Genomic DNA, 17,246 nt, shown 5'->3' with positions numbered 1-17,246 from the left:
ACTAATTTTATGTAGACTGAATAATAGGTTAATATGTCAATAATTTTTTTTTCACATATTTTAATAAACTCGTAAATTGTCTTTTGATTTCAATTAAAACTAATGACTGAAGCAATTTTTGGATTACTAGGTGTACTGATAGGATCGAGCCTTTCATGGATGCAATCATACTGGACAAGCAAAAAAGAAACTAATAAAAGCGCTCGATATTTAGCGATTAGATTGGTATGTATATTAGACAAATACATGGAGGACTGTGCAAGTGTAATTAAAGATGATGGTTTGTTTGAAGGACAGAGATCGTCAGAAGGCTGTCTTGAACCTCAAGTTATAAGTCCACCTGTACCAAAATATCCTGAGGATATCGATTGGAAAAGCATCGATCATAATTTAATGTTCGAAATTTTATCATTTCCAAGTGAAATTGAGGATGGAAATCGAATGATCAGCGCGAGCAACAACATAGCATTTCCACCAGATTATCAAGATTGGTTTGATGAAAGAAAATTTTATTACTGCCAATTTGGACTAATTGCAAACAAACTGTCGAATGGCCTCTCTCAAAAATATGGCATTAAGAAAAAAACATATAATGATTGGGATCCAGTAAGTGATTTTACTGTAGAGTTAAAAGCCGTTGCAAAAAAGCGAAACCATAGAATTGAAGACCATAAAACATTTGTAAAAAGAATACTTGGATAACAGACTAAAGCATAAATATCTTCTATGAGGGACGGTAGATTAATAAATATAGCAAAAGACAAAATCACAGGAAAACTTCTTTATGCAGATGATTTATAATAATGATTAATGGTGTTGAAGAGAGCAATCCTACAAGAATTTTGGAGGAATAAGAGTATTTATTGGGAAAAGGCAGATTAAAAACAGCAGTAAAACCACCCTATCAAGCCCTAATAAAGGCTAAAGGGGGAATGCATATGTTGAATAATTTTAATAAAAATCTGATAGAGATTTATGAACATATAGCGGTCAAATTTTTACCTACTGGTGAGAAAGTATTAATTTCAAAAATATAATATAGGATAGAAGAGCTGGGAGAGTTTACAATAAAGAAAGATAAACACACTTTTTTTCCAAAACAATGGGACTTAGAAAAAATAAAACGTATAGTAAAAGAAGCTAGCGAAAATATTACTTTTTCTGATGGAAATAAATTTCAAGGAATGACTAAGAATGGAATTGAAATAGAGTTTTTCATTGATAAGAATACAAGAGAAATTCAAACTGCATATATAATTTTTAAAAATTAAAAAAATGGATAAAGTAATATTTAGTAGTAAAGGGTTAAATAATGAAGATATTAAAGCTGTAAAATCTACAGATGATAAATATATTTTATTAAGTCATTTTGTTGGTCAATTCCGTTTCATAGACGATATACAAGAAGTATTAGATGATTTAGAAAATGTAAAAAATGGAGCAAAAAGCTGGGAAGAAATTATAGCACCTTTAGGTAACAATTGGGATATTGGATATGGTAATGGTAGTCTTGATATTGAGAATAATGTAGTTTATTTTTTGGCAGGAAATAAATATAATCAAAGTTTTAAGATGCCTTTGCAGGAACTTATTGATCTGATGAATGATTGGAAAACATTTATGAGTTAAAAAATTAGCAAGATAAATGCATTAAACTTTTTGAAATAGTCGTTAAATAATTTATAAGTGGATAAGGGCTATTCCTCCTTAATTAAGTTATCTGTTAAAAACATACTAATAGTTTTTCTACAAAAAAATTATAATCTCCAATTTCTACAACTTAAAAATTATATTTTGAAATGTGCCATGTTTACAGATGAAAAAGCAGTCCTGACAATAGTCAGGACTGCTTTTTCAATACGATTTATTTATTTCATCATATTTTTATCTAGAATCGGTTGCTCAGACCAAAAATATTTTAGATTCCAACTTTAAAAAAAAAATCAGATAATGCAATGTCTTTAGCCTCACATATTCTCATTATAGTTGTCAAGCTAATTTGATAATCTTTGTCCTCTCGAATTTGTCTTACAGTCTTTTCATCAATATTATTTTCCGTTGCAAATTGGCTATTATTGTTCATAGGAATGACCCATTTATCCCTTATAAATTCAACAATCTTTCTATTTGCAACTTTCATGTAAACAAATAAAACTCATATTCTATAAAATAATTCGGACTTAAATCCGAGTTGTGAGTATTTTTATTATATTTGTAAAACGAGTTACAGAAATGTAACTTTGCGATACTTCAAAGAAATATAGAAGCTATTGCTTAGAATCTTGATCTGAAAACTGGTAATTTTTAACGTACAAGATGATAAGTACTGAAGCTCACGACCGCGGCGTGGGCTCTCTTATCTGTACGTTAGGTATACCAGTGCCTCAGATCGGATAATGTAGAGTTCCATGCCGTTTTGTTTTTATGTTGTTCGATTATTCTTCTTTCATCTAAGCCTGCTTCACCACATAGAGTATCTTGATATGATACAGTAGGGTGTACAACCTATTGCGGCTTTTTAATAAGCTTTTTGCTTGACCATTTCATTCATATTTTAATGGCTTTCCGGTGCCTTCTGGTTATCGATCTGGGTTTTCTATGTCATTTTTTTGGCCGGGAGGCATTCAGGAAAGTTTTGTTTTCAGATACATGAATTCGGTAGTAATGGCTTCGGCAGGCTCAGCCTGACATTTTTATAGCCTAAAAAATAAATAGAGTTGGAATAAAATAGAAGAGAAATGGAATCATTTGGGTTTTGATCAGAAAAAAAGCCCTTTCCCCTTAGTTTGGACACTTGGGAAAGAGCAGTTCTGTTGAAATCGTTTAATTAAAACTTTACAAAACTATGAAAAAATCCTATACTGCTATAGGAAGTATGGGTCTTGCTTTGGTGTTAACCGCTTTCTGCGGTTCACTTCAAGCGCAGATCAGGAAGAATAGCGGCAGAGTTACTGCTACTGCTACAGACAGTACGGCTATTGCGAGGGACACGGTTAAGACCAATGCCATTGAGGAGGTGGTATTGAATGCGGGATACTATAAGGTTCGGGATAAGGAGCGTACGGGGAGTATCGCGAAGATCTCTGCGAAGGATATTGAGAATCAGCCGGTGACGAATGTGCTGTCTTCCGCACAGGGAAGGATGGCGGGTGTTTCTATTATCCAGAACTCGGGGGTTCCGGGTGGTGGGTTTGATATCCAGATCCGCGGGAAGAACAGTATTCGTCGTGAGGGGAATGAGCCTTTGTATATTATTGACGGGGTTCCGATCGGTGCCGAAACGCCTTCCCTTTATACGGCAACGATTCTTCCGTTTTCGTCCATCAATCCGCTTAATTCAATTAATCATAATGATATTGAGAGTTTCGAGATACTAAAGGATGCCGATGCTACGGCTATTTACGGAAGTAGAGGTGCGAACGGGGTGGTGATTGTGACGACGAAGAAAGGAAGGAAGGGGAGAACGGATTTTAAGATCAATTCGTCGTATGCTTTAAGTTCTGTGGCGAACCGTCTTCAGATGATGGATACGCAGCAGTATCTTGCTATGAGAAAGACCGCGTATCAGAATGACGGGATCACCACAATTCCTGCGATTGCTTATGATCTGAATTCTTGGGATCAGAACCGGTATACGGACTGGCAAAAGGAACTGATCGGAAGGACTTCGGATGCTTCTGTGGTGCAGCTTTCGGTGAGCGGTGGATCTGATAATGCCTCGTATCTTATATCCTATGGTCATCAGGAGCAGGCGACGGTTTTTCCGGCTGATTTTATGTATAAGACCAATAATATTACAGGGAACTTTACTTTCAGGAGTCCGGATAAGAAACTGGATCTGAATATGAGCAATTCATTTTCTTTTCAGGACAACAATGTTCAGAATGAGGACCTGACGAAAAGGAGCCTTACGCTCAGCCCGAATGCCCCGGCACTGTATGATGCTGCCGCGAATATCAACTGGGAAAACAATACGTTCACGAATCCCGTGGCCGGGTTTAAAAGTGAATACCTGAACAGTACGGTCTTTATCAACAGTGGGACGAATGTTACCTATAAATTGTTTCCGTTTCTTTCAGTGAAACTGAATGGTGGAATTACGTATCAGAATTTTGAGGAGCTGAGCCTGAAGCCTCATACGATGTTTAATCCGGCGTCCGGGCTGACGAGTGCGAATTCCAATTCTTCAAGAAACAACAGCACGACTTTTTCGTATTTGCTGGAACCACAGATCGCAGCGGATTACGGTTGGAACAACCACCGTTTTGATATGCTGATCGGAACGACGTTGCAACAGTCTGAGACGCGGCAGGGTTCGATTCAGGGAATCGGTTTTGAGAGCAATGCCCTGATTGAGAATCTGGGAGCTGCGAAAACGAAGGTGGTGTCTGACCAGGTTAAAAACCAGTATTACTACACCGCTGCTTTTGCAAGGCTGAACTATCAGTATAAGAAAAGATATATTATCAACCTGACCGGAAGGAGGGACGGTTCGAGCAGGTTCGGACCCGATAACCGTTTCGGGAACTTCGGGGCGGTGGGCGCGGCCTGGCTTTTTTCGGAAGAGAAATGGCTGAAGGATCTTTCATGGCTGAGTTTCGCGAAACTTCGCGGGAGCTATGGGACTACAGGCAGTGACCGGATCGGGGACTATCAGTACCTGAATACGTTCAGTGTGACATCGAATATCTATAACGGTATTACCGGGCTGTCGCCTTCGCGTCTGTACAATCCGAATTTCAGCTGGGAGAAGACGGTGAAGAAAGAGGCAGCTATTGATCTTTCGTTACTGAAGAACAGGATCAGCATGACGGTAGCGTATTATGATAATACATCGTCGAATCAGCTGGTCGGAATTCCGCTTCCTGCGACGACAGGGTTTTCCAGCATCCAGTCGAATCTACCTGCAAAAGTTCAGAACACGGGTTGGGAGTTTGAGACTTCCTTGCAGGTGCTTAAATCTGCAGCTTTGAAATACAGTACTTCCTTTAACCTGACAGTTCCGAGGAATAAGCTGCTGGAATTTCCGGGTCTTGCAGGATCTACGTATACTAACCAGTTTGTGATCGGGTATCCGACGTCTTTGGTAAAAGTGTACCAGTTTGAGGGGGTTGACCCGGCGACAGGGTTGTATAAGTTTAAGGATTTTAATAGTGACGGAAGGCTGACATCGCCCGATGACAATCAGGTGATCGAAAAGATCGGGGTGAACTTTTTTGGCGGCTGGTCGAATAACCTTCAGTACAAGCAGTGGTCGGCATCCTTTCTTTTTCAGTTTGTCAAGCAGAGAAATTACAATTACAACAGGCAGATGTTGATTCCCGGTAATATTACCAATCAGCCGGTGGAGGTTCTGGATGCATGGTCACCGACAAATACTGACGCAGCTTATATGCAGTACAGTTCGGGAAGCAATGCGCAGAAGAATACGCTGCACAGTCTGTTTCAGAATTCAACGGCTGCAGTTGGGGATGCCTCTTTTATCAGGCTGAAGAATGTACAGATCAATTACAGCATTCCTGTCCAGAAGTTTGGAATCAGGGAGGCGATGCTGTATGTGCAGGGACAGAACCTGCTGACGTTTACCAATTACTTTGGGCTTGATCCTGAGTTTCTGCTGACCGGTTATCTTCCTCCGCTTAAAACCTATTCGATGGGATTCCAGCTTACTTTTTAACACAATACTTATTTAGAGATGAAAATAGATACTATATATACTAAAATCATAAAGATGGGCTTTTTTAAAAGTCCGGTGATCAGCCGTAAATCAGTACTGAAGTTGATGGTTCTGGGAATGGCACTCGCAGCTGTGGTTGTTCCGGTTTCCTGTGAGAAGTGGATTGAGACGGACTTTCCGAATAACCAGCTTCCGACGGAACTGGTATTTGAGGATGAGCAGACGGCCGAAGCGGCACTGGCCGGAATGTATGCCAATTTGTGGAATAATTCGCTGCTTTCCGGAGGTGCGGATGGCATGGGCCTTTTGTTGGGAATCTATACGGATGATATTGGTAGTGTCTATCCTCCAGGAAGTAATGGTATCGTGGATATATTCCTGAATCAGCAGATTGCGACGAACTCAGTGGTCTCGAATGTATGGACGAATGCGTATCAGCATATTTACGCAGCCAACAGTATTATTAAAGGCGTACGGAAATCTGCTTCTCTGTCGCAGGCTTCAAAAGACAGGATAACGGGGGAAGCTTTGTTTGTCCGTTCGCTGCTTTATTTTTATATGTACCAGATCTATGGTGAGATCCCGTACACTGATACAACAGATTACCTGATCAACAGCCAGCTTTCCAGGATGCCGAAGGATCAGTTTNATCAGGCATTCAATATCGTGAATGGAGATATATTCCGATGGGCTTTGTTTGTCCGCTCGCTGCTKTATTTTTATATGTACCAGATCTATGGTGAGATCCCGTACACTGATACAACAGATTACCTGATCAACAGCCAGCTTTCCAGGATGCCGAAGGATCAGTTTCTGGCGAAAATTGAAACGGATATGTCTGAAGCGGTAAACCTGCTGCCGGCGGCTTACCGGAATACCGAACGTATCTATCCGAATAAGATGACGGGTTACCTGGCTTTGGCAAAGATCAAGATGACTCTTAACAAGAATGCCGAAGCAGGTTTGCTGCTTCAGGGTACGGAATCGGCAATCCCAAAGGATGCGTAAAAAGTGCNGGTAAACCTGCTGCCGGCGGCTTACCGGAATACCGAACGTATCTATCCGAATAAGATGACGGGTTACCTGGCTTTGGCAAAGATCAAGATGACTCTTAATAAGTATACCGAAGCGGGTTTGCTGCTCCAGGGTATTCTTCAGTCCTCTGCGTATGCATTTCAAAGTGATATCACCAAGGTGTTTCAGAAAACGGGAACGCATATTCTCTGGCAGCTAAAGCCGAAGAATACCAATGATGCAACGAAAGAAGCCACGTTGTACAACTTTGTAGGAGCACCAACCTCGTTTACTGCCAGTCCAAATCTGGTTAGTCAGTTTACGACAGGTGATCTGAGAAAGCAGCAGTATGTGACCGCGGTTCCTTTTCAGACGCAGACCAATTATAAGATCTCAAAGTACCGGAACTTAGGCGTTAATAACGCCACGGAATATTCCATTGTTTTTAGGCTTGAAGAGGTTTATTTCCTGTATGCAGAAGTGCTGATTGCGCAGGGGCAGGTAGCTGCAGCAATTCCGTATATTAATAAGACCAGACAGCGTGCCGGACTAACAGCACTTCCGCTGAACCTTACTGCTGATGCTGCCTTGTCTGAACTGAGGGCAGAGAAGAGGAAGGAATTGTTTGCAGAGCAGGGCATCCGGTTCTTTGACCTGAAAAGGTGGGGATTACTGGATCAGCTGGTAACGGTAAAACCCAACTGGAAATCCTTTCACGCGCAATGGCCGCTGCCGAATAAAGAACTGCTACTGAATCCCAAACTGAATCCCCAGAATCAGGGGTATTAACAGCGCTGTGTTGATCAGGTTTTTTTGATGGAAATATTTTCTGTTGAAAAATCAACGAATGGTTATCCGTGATTAAGTTATGATCCTGGATTGTCAGGGGACAGGTCTCACATACATTCTTTTCACAAAACTATTCACAGAAGTTCAGATAACCGTTTTTGGTTATCTGGCTTCTCTATGCCTTATTTATAAAGTAAACCTTCCCTGCGTGGCTGTCAGTTTGGCGAGAGGGATACATTGTGATAGGCATTCTTGAAATTCTAAATTCTAAATTCTTAACTTTTTAAATACCTGTATATGCCGAACCTGATTAAATTAGTTACCGCTTTGCTTTTATTGTTTACATCGCTGCCTTGCCTGAAGTCTCAGGAAACAAGTGAAATGCAGCATCTGGGGGATCTGGTAGAGAAGCAGGAGGAACTCCGTTTTCTTAGTGTATCCGGAAACGGTAAATGGATTTCGTGGCAGTCGGTTTATGAATCGCGACCGTCGGAATTGAAGGTGGCGTCTGTGCATCATAAAAAAGTCGTATTGACGAAACCTGGCGTTAGCTACTGGCAGTTTATACGTGATCATGAATTGGTGTACAGTTTTGGAACTGATACGAAATACGAAGATCTGCAAACCGGAAAAGAGATCGCTTTTTCTGATGTTAAAGCAGTGGGATTTGTAAAACTTTTGGATTTATTCTACGTGCATTACAATGAGAAGAAGTCGGGCTTGGTGGAGTTTTATAACAGGAGGATGAATCTGGTTCAACGTGTCCTGGATGTTAAAAGAGTGATTGTTCTGGCAAATGAAGTTATGATGATACAGCAGAAGGGTAATGGACAGGAACTTCTTAAATATGAGGGAAAGGACATCGTGAAGGTTTTTGAATCAGACCAGGAAATGTATGCGGTCAGTAAATCCGGTTTGGATAAAAGAGGGTGGCTGGTTACTGTCCGTAAAGGGAAGAAATTTTCAATGTATTGCATTAACGATGGTGGCGGAAATCCTGAACTATTATCTTATAACAGAAAGGCTGAGTTTGACGGTATTCAGCAGCATGCATCATCTGATCCTTCCGCGATCCTGATTGATCTTCAGACGTTGGAGCCGTTACAAAAGGGAATTGTTGATATATGGTACGGAAAAGATTTTGATCTTGAAGATCATTTCCGGGACAGGAGAAAAACGGTAAGGGTTTTATGGTACCCGGAACAAAATACAGTCGTTGATACTTCTGAAGATAATTATTCGAATGTTGTTGCTCTGGGTAAGACCGGTCTGTTTATCCGATCTGAAATTGATTCCCAGCAGGTTGACAGCAATGATCTGAATGCAAAGGAAACGGTCAGAAGATATTTTCTGTATAATCCGTTGGAAAAGTTAAAAAGAAAATTAGAATCTAAAACTGATAAATCAGGAATGACAATATTGGCTATAACGTCTAAGCCTATAATCACTGATTCAACAGGAGCATTTGTGTTTTACAGAACGGGAAAGTCGTGGTTTGTACGTAAGACAAAAGATTTAAATTTTCAGCCCCGCAAACAGGACTTTGGAGTGAACGCAATACCGTATTTTACCTCTGATCGGGAGGTGATTTGGGTCGAAGGCGAGATGCTTTGGAAACAGGATCTGGTTACATTCAGAAAGAAACTTCTGAAATCTTTACCTGATTCTGATATTGAGATACTGAATGCAGCGGTTGATAAATCATTGTTGCAGAACAATGTTCTTATCCATCAGGTTGATATAAGTAAGGGATTACTTTTAAAGTTGACCGGTGAGAAAGATTACAGCTCAAGTATTGTTCACTGGAACAAAAATAAGTTGAAGGTAGTTGTACCAAAGACAGAAAACAGAATTAGTGATCCGGTACATAATCAAACGGATAGGAATTATTTCTGGTTTTCTGAAAATTATAATAAGTCGCCAAAGATCTGCGGGAAACTTTCTTCTGATTCTGCCGAAACGCTTTATTCGGTATCTTCAGCCTCTAATACTTCGAAGATAAATATGAAGCGATTGCACTACAAAGGTATTGCAGGGGAAGATTTGACTGCGCTCCTGTATTATCCGCCGAATTATTCTGCCGGTAAAAAATATCCGGTGGTTGCATCGATTTATGAATTGCAGCATCAGAACCATAATAAATACCTGCTACCAACTTTTAAAAATTCGAGGGGTTTTAATGAAAGGCTGTTCCTGGAGCTGGGATACATGGTACTTCTTCCTGATATAAATAATACAGGAGAACAAGGGCCGGGCAATGCAGCTTTGCATTGCGTTAATGCTGCATTGGATGAAGTGCAGAAAGTAGGGCAGGCGGATATGAGTAGAGTGGGACTTCTGGGGCAGTCATTCGGAGGGTATGAGACTAATTTTATAGCCACTCAGTCTGACCGTTTTGCCGCGTATGTTTCAGGGGCATCTATTTCAGATATTATTAATACTTCTTTTGCTTTCAATTATAATTTTTTCTCTGCGGATTATTACCGATATGAAGACGGGCAGTTTAGGCTCGGGAAGTTTACAGATAACAAAGAAAAATATTACCGGAACAATCCGCTGTATTTTGCTGATCAGGTAAAAAGTCCGGTGCTGTTGTGGACGGGAACTGGTGATAAAAACGTGAATCCGGAACAGACCCGTTCATTTTATACTGCCTTGAGGAAATACCGGAAGCGTGTAATCTCTTTGTTTTACAAGGATGAACTGCACTCACTAATGGGAAAGGAACAGCGTATCGATCTTACGGAGAAAATGATTGAATGGTTTGATTATTTTTTGAGAGATAGAAAAGATGTGGAGTGGATCTCGAATGCAGAGTAATTTGTTTAGCAACTCTTCGGTTGGCATAATTTAATAATTACCTCTCGCAGAAGGATGTCGTAGAACAGTTATTCAAATTTACCGACTTTCATAACCATCTTTAAATCTTAAAAACTTTTCAGCATCTTCTGGATTCTTTTTCATCCATTTGTTCATTAGTTCAGTATTATAATGAAGCTTATCATAGTCACCTACTCGATAAATCGATTGACCTGTATTTTTAATTTCGTCCATAATTTCTTGCCTAAGCTCACTTTTGCTACGAAGACTCTCGGTGTACCATTGCTTTGCAAAAACGATATTTCCGAAAGTTATAATAAACGAAAGAAACAGTGATGTAATCATTCCATAAAAAACAGTTTTAACGAGTTTCGATTTTTTTTCTATTTGATCAAGTTGCTGGGTTGATTTATCTGAAAGATTTGCTTCAATACTCTTAGGAATAGTTGAAAGAAAGCCTTGCCTTTTCTGTTCTTCTAATTCCAGTAGTCTTGATGAATTTTTCAAAGTTTCATTTAAATTAAATAAAGACGCTTCTATTTTCTGATCCATACGAACCATATCCTCACGAGCATTCATGAGCATTATATAATGTTCGATAGTGGCTTCATTAGTTTCAATTACCTTTTGGAGTAACGCAAATCCATCTGTAAGGTTATTATTATCCATATTATCTAAACTTCCTTTTTTTCTTTTTTAGCAAATCATCTTGTGCTGACGTGAAGGTTGGCTTCAAAAATTCCTTTGTCAGATTTTCAAGCTGTTTGCTAACTGATATTAAGCTTTTGTATTTATTGTCACTGGTACTGTCATCTAAAGTCGCATTTATATCAGTGTAAATGTTTTCTGTTGAATCAAACTCCAAGGCTCTTTCGTGATTTTCCTGTAGTTTCTGCTTAATGTCTGTAATTTTTAGAGAATTTGTTATTTCAGAAAGCTTATAACCCGACTTATAGTCACGGTCGGTTTGATCATTAATATCTTCTAATCTTACGATTCGCATTCCTGAGATTCCGACTTTTTCGTTTTGAGAAACTGTTATTCGGAAACCTGCTTTTTTCATAGAATTTGTGAGTTCGTCAAAGTTTCTTGAAATCTTAAGAGCAGCTAGTAAAGCATCAAGCATAAGTTTTTTCTTTTCCTTGCCAATCTCAATATCTGTCTTCAGATTCATTTCGCGACAAACTTCACGAACAGCCTTTCCGAAGTTTTCACCGACTTTGTGAGCTTTAATTGCATTGACTCCATTAATATCCACACGATTTACGATGAAGTGAATATGCTTTTGTTTCGTAGAAGCATGAATATCCAAAAGTATCTGGTTTTTATCAGTTACTCCGATCTTTTTCAATGCTTTCAGTGCAAGTTCTGCAAGTTCGTCGTCGGAAAGTTTATCTCCAATAAACTTTTCAGGAGAGATATATCCGGTGAGTGCCCAGTTTTTTACATTTTTGTTTCTGTCGGCAACTGATTTCATTTCTTTAAACTGAAGTTCCGGATCTTCGCTTAACAGATTATTTTGGTAAATCCTTTGAGCAGTTCCTTTGTCATTGCTATTATATTCGATGGCAATCTTTGATATATTTCTGGTCGTTGCGCTGTTATTCATTCTTAGATTTGATTAAGTAGGTTTCTCCCAGTTTTGTTTTTCATACAGATAATGATAAATCAGCTTGGTAATGGTTTCAATCTCCTGAAGGATTTGCTTCTTGTTTTCAAATTTTGAGAACTCACGATGTTTCAACAAATTTTTAATTCTGATGAAATAATTTCCATATTTGAGCAAGACTTCATCGGTTTTAAATTCATTTATCTTCAGTTCTTTTCCCAGATAAACCATCCTTGCATAAGTGGATAATTTGAGGTTAAATTTTTCAGCGAATTTTAGATTCTCTTTATACTCAGAGTCAGTAACCCGAAAAGAAATTATTCTGCTTAAATGGTTATTGTTTTTCTTTTTCAAACCACCTTTTCTGCCGAGTTCTTGAAAATGTTTTTTTCTCTTTTCACCATCAAGTTTCTTCTCATTTTCTTCGACAGCTTTCTTTATAAATTCCTGTAAGAAATCTTTTTCCATGGTTTTAATTTTATCGTATCTCAAACATTTCTGACGACAGGAAGAAATCAAAAATCTAAATTTTGCAATCAGCGGCTACGCTTATTGTAAACTTTAGGTACTTTTTGCACTAATTGTCTACCGAATCTTTTCCAACCTTTTTTAATTCTACCTAATACTATTTTATACAGGTTTGCTACATAATATTAATTTGCGCACCTTCTAAGGAGACCTGGTGTTATTCTGTACAGGTGTACTATTACCTTTTTAACCTATATCCCATTTTGAGATCTGCATCTTCATTAGTTAGCCAATCATTTAAATCTTTATAGTCTTTATATAAATCGCGCAAATCTTTAGCGTTCTGATTTTCGCTCATAACCATTTTTACAGCACGATTTCCAGCTTCGTCATTGTCCAAATAGAGCTCAATATTTTCATAGCTACCGAGTGATTTTTTCAAGCTTGATATCATCGAAATGGAATTCAAAATGATGTAGTCAGAGGGTTCTTTTTGTGATTGGTTTTCCAAATTTTTGAAAGAAATAAAATCAAAAAAACCTTCGAAGATTCTTACTAGATTTGAATTGTTTGAGATGGTCGAAATATCTTTTTTGCCTAAGCATATTTTCGAATATTTATTGCGAATTTCATAACCGTCTGAATCGTTTTTGAAAGCTATTCCGAAATAGTTTTTGTTATTTATCCGGTAATGAATTTCAACTAAAAACTTAGTTTGGTTTTCGACTTTTCTTTCTTTCAGATATTCCAAAAGGGCTGGATGCTGAACATTTAATGTTTCAAGAATCTCATAATTTTTAGAAAGATTTTCCAATTTAGGATTTGATGTATTTTGATACTGAAGAGAAGAAAATTTTCGGTTTTCCGCCCATGTCAAAACTTCACTTACTGAAGCGTTCAAATATCTACGCATAAAATCTATATTATTGCCACCTATTCCTGCAGAATGTAAATACCAGTAGTTTAAATTTTTATTTACTTTGAAAGAGGCGTGGTTTTCTTTGGCAAAAGGATTGAGAAACCACGCTTCTTTTTCTGAGCGTTTAGCAGGAAGGTGTCCGAGAGAAAGGAGGACTTCTTCCAGCGGGATTGTATTAAATTGTTTACAGTTCATTTTATAATTAGTGCTATTTGTTTCTTTCAGCAACAAAAATATTACGGAGATAATATCCTGTTTTGATGCAACGATAGTGCGTAAAATATTATTGATGTTCAGCCTGTTGCAGCGTTAGAATTCCTGAGATTTATTCGCATTCATTGTTATAATTATTAAGATTAAAAAACTTAACAGGAATTATTATAATTAAGAAGATTTTTATTGTCTTTCTATCGGATTGGAAATGAGTCAACTAGGTTGCGTTTGGGTTGATTTATCGGAGATAAAATCCGGAATGGCGGAAACAATATCTCTTTTATCGGAAACAATATCCGGAAAGGCGGAGATAACATCTTATAATACGGAGTTAAAGTCCTGAAATACGGAGATAAGATCCTATTCATTCTCAAGCAATCGAAAAACCTCTTTTACATAATCAATTCCTTTAAATTTGGGATCAATCTTTCGTTTTAATCTTGAGGATAACACTTTGTAGCCCCGAATTTTATATAGCTTTCGCAGAACGGATAAATTGCTGTTATCCAGTTGTCTTGTCTTTTTTAAATATTTCAATGCCCGGTCTGTCTGTAGATCATTTAATGTAGAAAAGAATTCTCCCGCGCCAACAGTGTTCTTCGTATAGTAAATTGAAAAATTATAATTACCCTTGTAATACGTGTAATTAAAGCTTAGTTCATTGTAACTGTCAAGATCTGCTTTCACATTATTTAAAAAATCTCTTTCGAAACGATAATGCCCCTCATAGTAATCTTTAGAAATGTATAATTCTTTTAACACCTGCGTATAAGATTTCATTGTACCTCCATACTGCTTGTATTTCACTAACCACATTAAAAACCGAAGAGTGCTGGAAGTGGATGCTAAGGAGGGGAGATCTTTTTTGATCGGAAAATAACACCTCATATTGAGCAAATGTCTCATTACAGCTTTGTCCATTTTGAAATAAATACTTTTCTTATTCCACCTAGGCGCAATAATAAAAGGAACGGCTTTGTATCCATTAATGTTTTCATCCTTCAGTCTTAGCCAATTTAGATTTGCCATGTTTACCAGTGCTGATTGGATATACTCATTTTTCATTTTTCTATCAGGATTCAGATCGTCAATTGACAATAGAAAATCAACAGTTCCTTGATTTGCCCAATCATCATAGTAATCATCGAAAGAAAGTTGCTTTTCCTCTTTAGTCTTAATCGGAGATTTTACCGTTATAAATAAAGACTGCTCTTCTTTGATAGCAGATAAGATTACAACCAGAATTCTTTGCTCAATAATTGTTGTTTCGTGAGAAATTAAAACCTCCCGAAAATCATTTGAAATAAGCACTCTTCGTCTGGCTTTTGGAGAGAAAATTTTATCATTCATTTTTAATTGCTCTTGATCGTAAAATATTTTTGTAACACACTATGGGTTTTGCCGTCATGATGACTAATACTTAAGTAAGTTTGAATCAGCTATTAACTTTGCAAATCTCTTCTATCAAGGAGTGTTTTTCTAAAGTTTAAAGGTTTTGGAAGAATCGGAATGAAAATTTGGGATGGGGCTCAGTTTTTTCTTAGTTTTTACTACTTTCTACGATTTCTACCATATTCTAAAAGTTCTTTTTTAGAATAATAATAACGTCCGCTAAAATTGTAGTAGGGTAGGCTTTTGTTTTTTCTCCAGTCAATAATTGTTGGGATAGAAACATGTAGAAACTTTGCAGCTTCAATCTGTGGAACAAGATCTTCTGGCTGCTGTTCTTCTTTTATCGGTAAGGTAAATTCGGTTGCTTTCTTAAGAATAATTTCAACCGCTTTTTCAAGATCTCCTTTGGAATGGGAATAGAGTTGTAGTGACATATATTGTAATTAAATTTGTTTAACTTAATTGCAATAATATTACTTTATGATTTGTAAATCAAAAGGTTATAAATGGGATAAAGCCATCTATTCTAATTTAGAATAGAGTAGAATTTATATTTCATACTATAAATTGTTCTTGAATATAATAAATTAGACTTTGGGAGTAAGTCTTCTTTTTAACTAAATTTAACTAAAACAATTTATTTTTAGTATTAATTAACTTACCCCTGGCAATTAATTAAATTTAAATTTTGACGTATGATCCTAAATACATCAGATTAAGATAAATGATCAATAAAGCAATTAGATCTTTTTTGATAATTTTTTTTGGATAACTTGGAAGTATTTATGTCGAGGTACAAAAATATTTATTCCAAAGGATTACTACCAAGTGAAAACGCAATCAGACCATATCAATTTACTAAGCGGTGAAAACGAAATGTCAAAGATTCTCAAATGATACTAAATAAAAGAGGAGAAAGAATTACAGTACATTAAGATTTCTACTTTTGGAACTTATTTTTGGATATGTTGGATGAGTATCAGAATGGAGTGGAAGCGCCTGTTATCTCAATCAATTTGGCGCAAGGAATGGCAAACCATCTAACACCGAAAACCACAAATAAATATACAGTAGGGAAGTCTGATAGAAATAAAAATTTGCTCAAGAATATTAGAATTAAATAAAAAAAGCAGTCAACCGACTGCTTTTTAATGTGATTTAAACTCGCATTATGAGGGTTCAAAATACCTGATCTCTTTTTTTTCTTCTGGTAGAAATTCAAATTCGTAAGTTTGAAAATCGCATAACTGCATTACTCCCTTTTCATTTTCAACCAACCCAAATAACCATGTTGTTCCATCTTCGTACTTTTTTTCAAACCATTGATGAAAAGAACCTGTGAATGATTTTCCCGTACGTGTCACTGTTACTTTTACTTTTCTAAATTCTGGCATATATATTTGTTTTAAAGGTTAATAATTATTTGTTTAAGGTACGATTCTTTTAAAATTACTGAATAGATAATTTGAAAATAATTATTTTTAAAGAAAAATTTATGATAAAAAATTATCAACAACATTATTATCTATTTTTAATGGAATTAAACTGAATGATATAAAAGATCCGAACTCTCTATTTTTTCTCGCAACAAATTATATTAAAGAATGCAATGACTTTACTAAAAAGGATTCGCTTGAATCTGCTACTCTTTTAGCAGGAGTTGAAAATATGGGCTATATTAAATTTATAGGTTATTTCCGAGATATAGAACAATACATTCTTACGGAAACAGGGCATCAAAGAATTCTCGAAAATCAATTATAAAAATTTATTCATTCTGGTGGATTTTTCCAACCTCTTCTTTGTGCAATTTTATTTATTGATATTTGCATTGAGTCTGAAATTGATCTCTTTGACCCAATATTGTTAGTTTGTTCGATAAGTTCGGAGAGCAGTTCTATACGATTCCAAATTTCAGCATTGTCTTTTTTTTGTTTCTTTTCTATTCTATACTGCTTCTGCCGCAAAGCATTAATTTCATTTTTTAGTGACTCCATAATCTCTTTATTTATATTATGATTTTTCTTCTTATATTTAAAAAAAAATAACATGAAAGTATATTTTATTTCAGATATTTTAAACGAGGCAAAAATTTTAATTCCTGAACAGGTAATGACAATCGTTCCTAGACTTGATGATCATGTTGATATAATTCAATATCTAAAAGAAGATGATAAACAGGTTTTCAAAAGCTATGTTGAGCAAAATAATAAACTTGAGCTTGGCAGAGTAACAGGTCGGACATGGTCTAAGGCTGAAAGTGAAGATATTGTTTTTATTAATCTACTATTTATAGATGTTTAGGATGTGCAGAAGACATAGAGAATTTTTCAATTAAAATTTAA

Annotated in this window: 17 protein-coding genes and 1 pseudogene; 9 read left to right on the top strand and 9 right to left on the bottom strand. The window is 36.7% G+C overall.

Annotated features, from left to right (window positions below):
• Positions 1 to 102: 102 nt before the first annotated feature.
• The 3 genes from ASG01_RS04900 (at position 103) to ASG01_RS04895 (ending at position 1,629) form a co-directional block, all read left to right on the top strand.
• A complete protein-coding gene (locus tag ASG01_RS04900; RefSeq protein ID WP_055860713.1) occupies positions 103 to 702 on the top strand; it encodes a hypothetical protein in 600 nt (199 codons plus the stop codon).
• Between the two features lie 341 nt (positions 703 to 1,043).
• Positions 1,044 to 1,271, top strand: a complete 228-nt coding sequence (locus ASG01_RS16385; RefSeq protein WP_082498288.1) for an EndoU domain-containing protein — start codon at positions 1,044 to 1,046, stop codon at positions 1,269 to 1,271.
• Positions 1,272 to 1,275: 4 nt separating this feature from the next.
• Positions 1,276 to 1,629, top strand: coding sequence for a hypothetical protein (locus ASG01_RS04895; protein WP_055860710.1), 354 nt, complete (start codon positions 1,276 to 1,278; stop codon positions 1,627 to 1,629).
• A 289-nt stretch (positions 1,630 to 1,918) separates the two neighbouring features.
• On the opposite strand, the gene ASG01_RS04890 is transcribed toward ASG01_RS04895, so the two are convergent.
• Positions 1,919 to 2,140 carry a hypothetical protein gene (locus ASG01_RS04890; protein ID WP_055860707.1) on the bottom strand — a complete coding sequence of 74 codons (222 nt, stop codon included), beginning with the start codon at positions 2,138 to 2,140 and terminating at the stop codon, positions 1,919 to 1,921.
• Between the two features lie 705 nt (positions 2,141 to 2,845).
• Between ASG01_RS04890 and ASG01_RS04885 the strand changes: the two genes are divergently transcribed.
• From ASG01_RS04885 to ASG01_RS04870, 5 genes and pseudogenes are all read left to right on the top strand, one after another.
• Positions 2,846 to 5,677 carry a SusC/RagA family TonB-linked outer membrane protein gene (locus ASG01_RS04885; RefSeq protein WP_055860704.1) on the top strand — a complete coding sequence of 944 codons (2,832 nt, stop codon included), beginning with the start codon at positions 2,846 to 2,848 and terminating at the stop codon, positions 5,675 to 5,677.
• 18 nt (positions 5,678 to 5,695) lie between these two features.
• A pseudogene (locus ASG01_RS16380) lies at positions 5,696 to 6,325 on the top strand (RagB/SusD family nutrient uptake outer membrane protein); the annotation flags it as partial.
• 75 nt (positions 6,326 to 6,400) lie between these two features.
• Entirely contained in the window at positions 6,401 to 6,685 is a 285-nt protein-coding gene (locus tag ASG01_RS16375) for a RagB/SusD family nutrient uptake outer membrane protein (protein ID WP_410492811.1), read from the top strand.
• A 63-nt stretch (positions 6,686 to 6,748) separates the two neighbouring features.
• Entirely contained in the window at positions 6,749 to 7,480 is a 732-nt protein-coding gene (locus tag ASG01_RS16370; protein WP_410492810.1) for a RagB/SusD family nutrient uptake outer membrane protein, read from the top strand.
• Positions 7,481 to 7,777: 297 nt separating this feature from the next.
• Positions 7,778 to 10,300 (top strand): alpha/beta hydrolase family protein, encoded by a 2,523-nt coding sequence (locus tag ASG01_RS04870; protein WP_055860694.1) that lies wholly within the window; start codon positions 7,778 to 7,780, stop codon positions 10,298 to 10,300.
• Positions 10,301 to 10,378: 78 nt separating this feature from the next.
• Here ASG01_RS04870 and ASG01_RS04865 read toward each other — a convergent pair whose 3' ends face one another.
• The 8 genes from ASG01_RS04865 to ASG01_RS04830 all read right to left on the bottom strand — a co-directional run bounded on the left by ASG01_RS04865 (position 10,379) and on the right by ASG01_RS04830 (position 16,952).
• A complete protein-coding gene (locus ASG01_RS04865; protein ID WP_055860691.1) occupies positions 10,379 to 10,969 on the bottom strand; it encodes a hypothetical protein in 591 nt (196 codons plus the stop codon).
• A 1-nt stretch (position 10,970) separates the two neighbouring features.
• Positions 10,971 to 11,909 (bottom strand): relaxase/mobilization nuclease domain-containing protein, encoded by a 939-nt coding sequence (locus ASG01_RS04860; RefSeq protein WP_055860687.1) that lies wholly within the window; start codon positions 11,907 to 11,909, stop codon positions 10,971 to 10,973.
• 12 nt (positions 11,910 to 11,921) lie between these two features.
• Positions 11,922 to 12,377 (bottom strand): plasmid mobilization protein, encoded by a 456-nt coding sequence (locus ASG01_RS04855; protein WP_055862196.1) that lies wholly within the window; start codon positions 12,375 to 12,377, stop codon positions 11,922 to 11,924.
• Between the two features lie 238 nt (positions 12,378 to 12,615).
• The gene (locus ASG01_RS04850) at positions 12,616 to 13,524 is read right to left on the bottom strand and encodes a toprim domain-containing protein (RefSeq protein ID WP_131725319.1); all 909 of its coding nucleotides are present in this window, start codon (positions 13,522 to 13,524) and stop codon (positions 12,616 to 12,618) included.
• 345 nt (positions 13,525 to 13,869) lie between these two features.
• Positions 13,870 to 14,859, bottom strand: coding sequence for a RepB family plasmid replication initiator protein (locus tag ASG01_RS04845; protein ID WP_055860681.1), 990 nt, complete (start codon positions 14,857 to 14,859; stop codon positions 13,870 to 13,872).
• Between the two features lie 200 nt (positions 14,860 to 15,059).
• Entirely contained in the window at positions 15,060 to 15,335 is a 276-nt protein-coding gene (locus tag ASG01_RS04840) for a helix-turn-helix domain-containing protein (RefSeq protein WP_055860679.1), read from the bottom strand.
• Positions 15,336 to 16,070: 735 nt separating this feature from the next.
• Complete coding sequence (locus ASG01_RS04835) at positions 16,071 to 16,295, bottom strand: hypothetical protein (protein WP_055860676.1); 225 nt, start codon at positions 16,293 to 16,295, stop codon at positions 16,071 to 16,073.
• 378 nt (positions 16,296 to 16,673) lie between these two features.
• Positions 16,674 to 16,952, bottom strand: a complete 279-nt coding sequence (locus tag ASG01_RS04830) for a hypothetical protein (RefSeq protein WP_055860674.1) — start codon at positions 16,950 to 16,952, stop codon at positions 16,674 to 16,676.
• Here ASG01_RS04830 and ASG01_RS04825 point away from each other — a divergent pair.
• Complete coding sequence (locus ASG01_RS04825; protein WP_055860671.1) at positions 16,951 to 17,205, top strand: hypothetical protein; 255 nt, start codon at positions 16,951 to 16,953, stop codon at positions 17,203 to 17,205. The genes ASG01_RS04830 and ASG01_RS04825 overlap by 2 nt on opposite strands.
• The last annotated feature ends 41 nt before the right edge of the window (positions 17,206 to 17,246 follow it).

This window comes from Chryseobacterium sp. Leaf180 (assembly GCF_001424585.1).
In the GTDB taxonomy this organism is placed as follows: Bacteria; Bacteroidota; Bacteroidia; order Flavobacteriales; family Weeksellaceae; genus Chryseobacterium.
This window is presented reverse-complemented; position numbering and strand designations above follow the sequence as displayed.

What these genes read in the sequence shown, in the direction of transcription:
- ASG01_RS04900 (WP_055860713.1), top strand. Translation starts at nt 103, where the DNA reads ATGACTGAAGCAATTTTTGGATTACTAGGTGTACTGATAGGATCGAGC.
- ASG01_RS04890 (WP_055860707.1), bottom strand. Translation starts at nt 2,140, where the DNA reads ATGAAAGTTGCAAATAGAAAGATTGTTGAATTTATAAGGGATAAATGG.
- ASG01_RS04840 (WP_055860679.1), bottom strand. Translation starts at nt 15,335, where the DNA reads ATGTCACTACAACTCTATTCCCATTCCAAAGGAGATCTTGAAAAAGCG.
- ASG01_RS04825 (WP_055860671.1), top strand. Translation starts at nt 16,951, where the DNA reads ATGAAAGTATATTTTATTTCAGATATTTTAAACGAGGCAAAAATTTTA.
- ASG01_RS04855 (WP_055862196.1), bottom strand. Translation starts at nt 12,377, where the DNA reads ATGGAAAAAGATTTCTTACAGGAATTTATAAAGAAAGCTGTCGAAGAA.
- ASG01_RS04895 (WP_055860710.1), top strand. Translation starts at nt 1,276, where the DNA reads ATGGATAAAGTAATATTTAGTAGTAAAGGGTTAAATAATGAAGATATT.
- ASG01_RS04870 (WP_055860694.1), top strand. Translation starts at nt 7,778, where the DNA reads ATGCCGAACCTGATTAAATTAGTTACCGCTTTGCTTTTATTGTTTACA.
- ASG01_RS16370 (WP_410492810.1), top strand. Translation starts at nt 6,749, where the DNA reads ATGACGGGTTACCTGGCTTTGGCAAAGATCAAGATGACTCTTAATAAG.
- ASG01_RS04865 (WP_055860691.1), bottom strand. Translation starts at nt 10,969, where the DNA reads ATGGATAATAATAACCTTACAGATGGATTTGCGTTACTCCAAAAGGTA.
- ASG01_RS04860 (WP_055860687.1), bottom strand. Translation starts at nt 11,909, where the DNA reads ATGAATAACAGCGCAACGACCAGAAATATATCAAAGATTGCCATCGAA.
- ASG01_RS16375 (WP_410492811.1), top strand. Translation starts at nt 6,401, where the DNA reads ATGTACCAGATCTATGGTGAGATCCCGTACACTGATACAACAGATTAC.
- ASG01_RS04830 (WP_055860674.1), bottom strand. Translation starts at nt 16,952, where the DNA reads ATGTTATTTTTTTTTAAATATAAGAAGAAAAATCATAATATAAATAAA.
- ASG01_RS04845 (WP_055860681.1), bottom strand. Translation starts at nt 14,859, where the DNA reads ATGAATGATAAAATTTTCTCTCCAAAAGCCAGACGAAGAGTGCTTATT.
- ASG01_RS04885 (WP_055860704.1), top strand. Translation starts at nt 2,846, where the DNA reads ATGAAAAAATCCTATACTGCTATAGGAAGTATGGGTCTTGCTTTGGTG.
- ASG01_RS04835 (WP_055860676.1), bottom strand. Translation starts at nt 16,295, where the DNA reads ATGCCAGAATTTAGAAAAGTAAAAGTAACAGTGACACGTACGGGAAAA.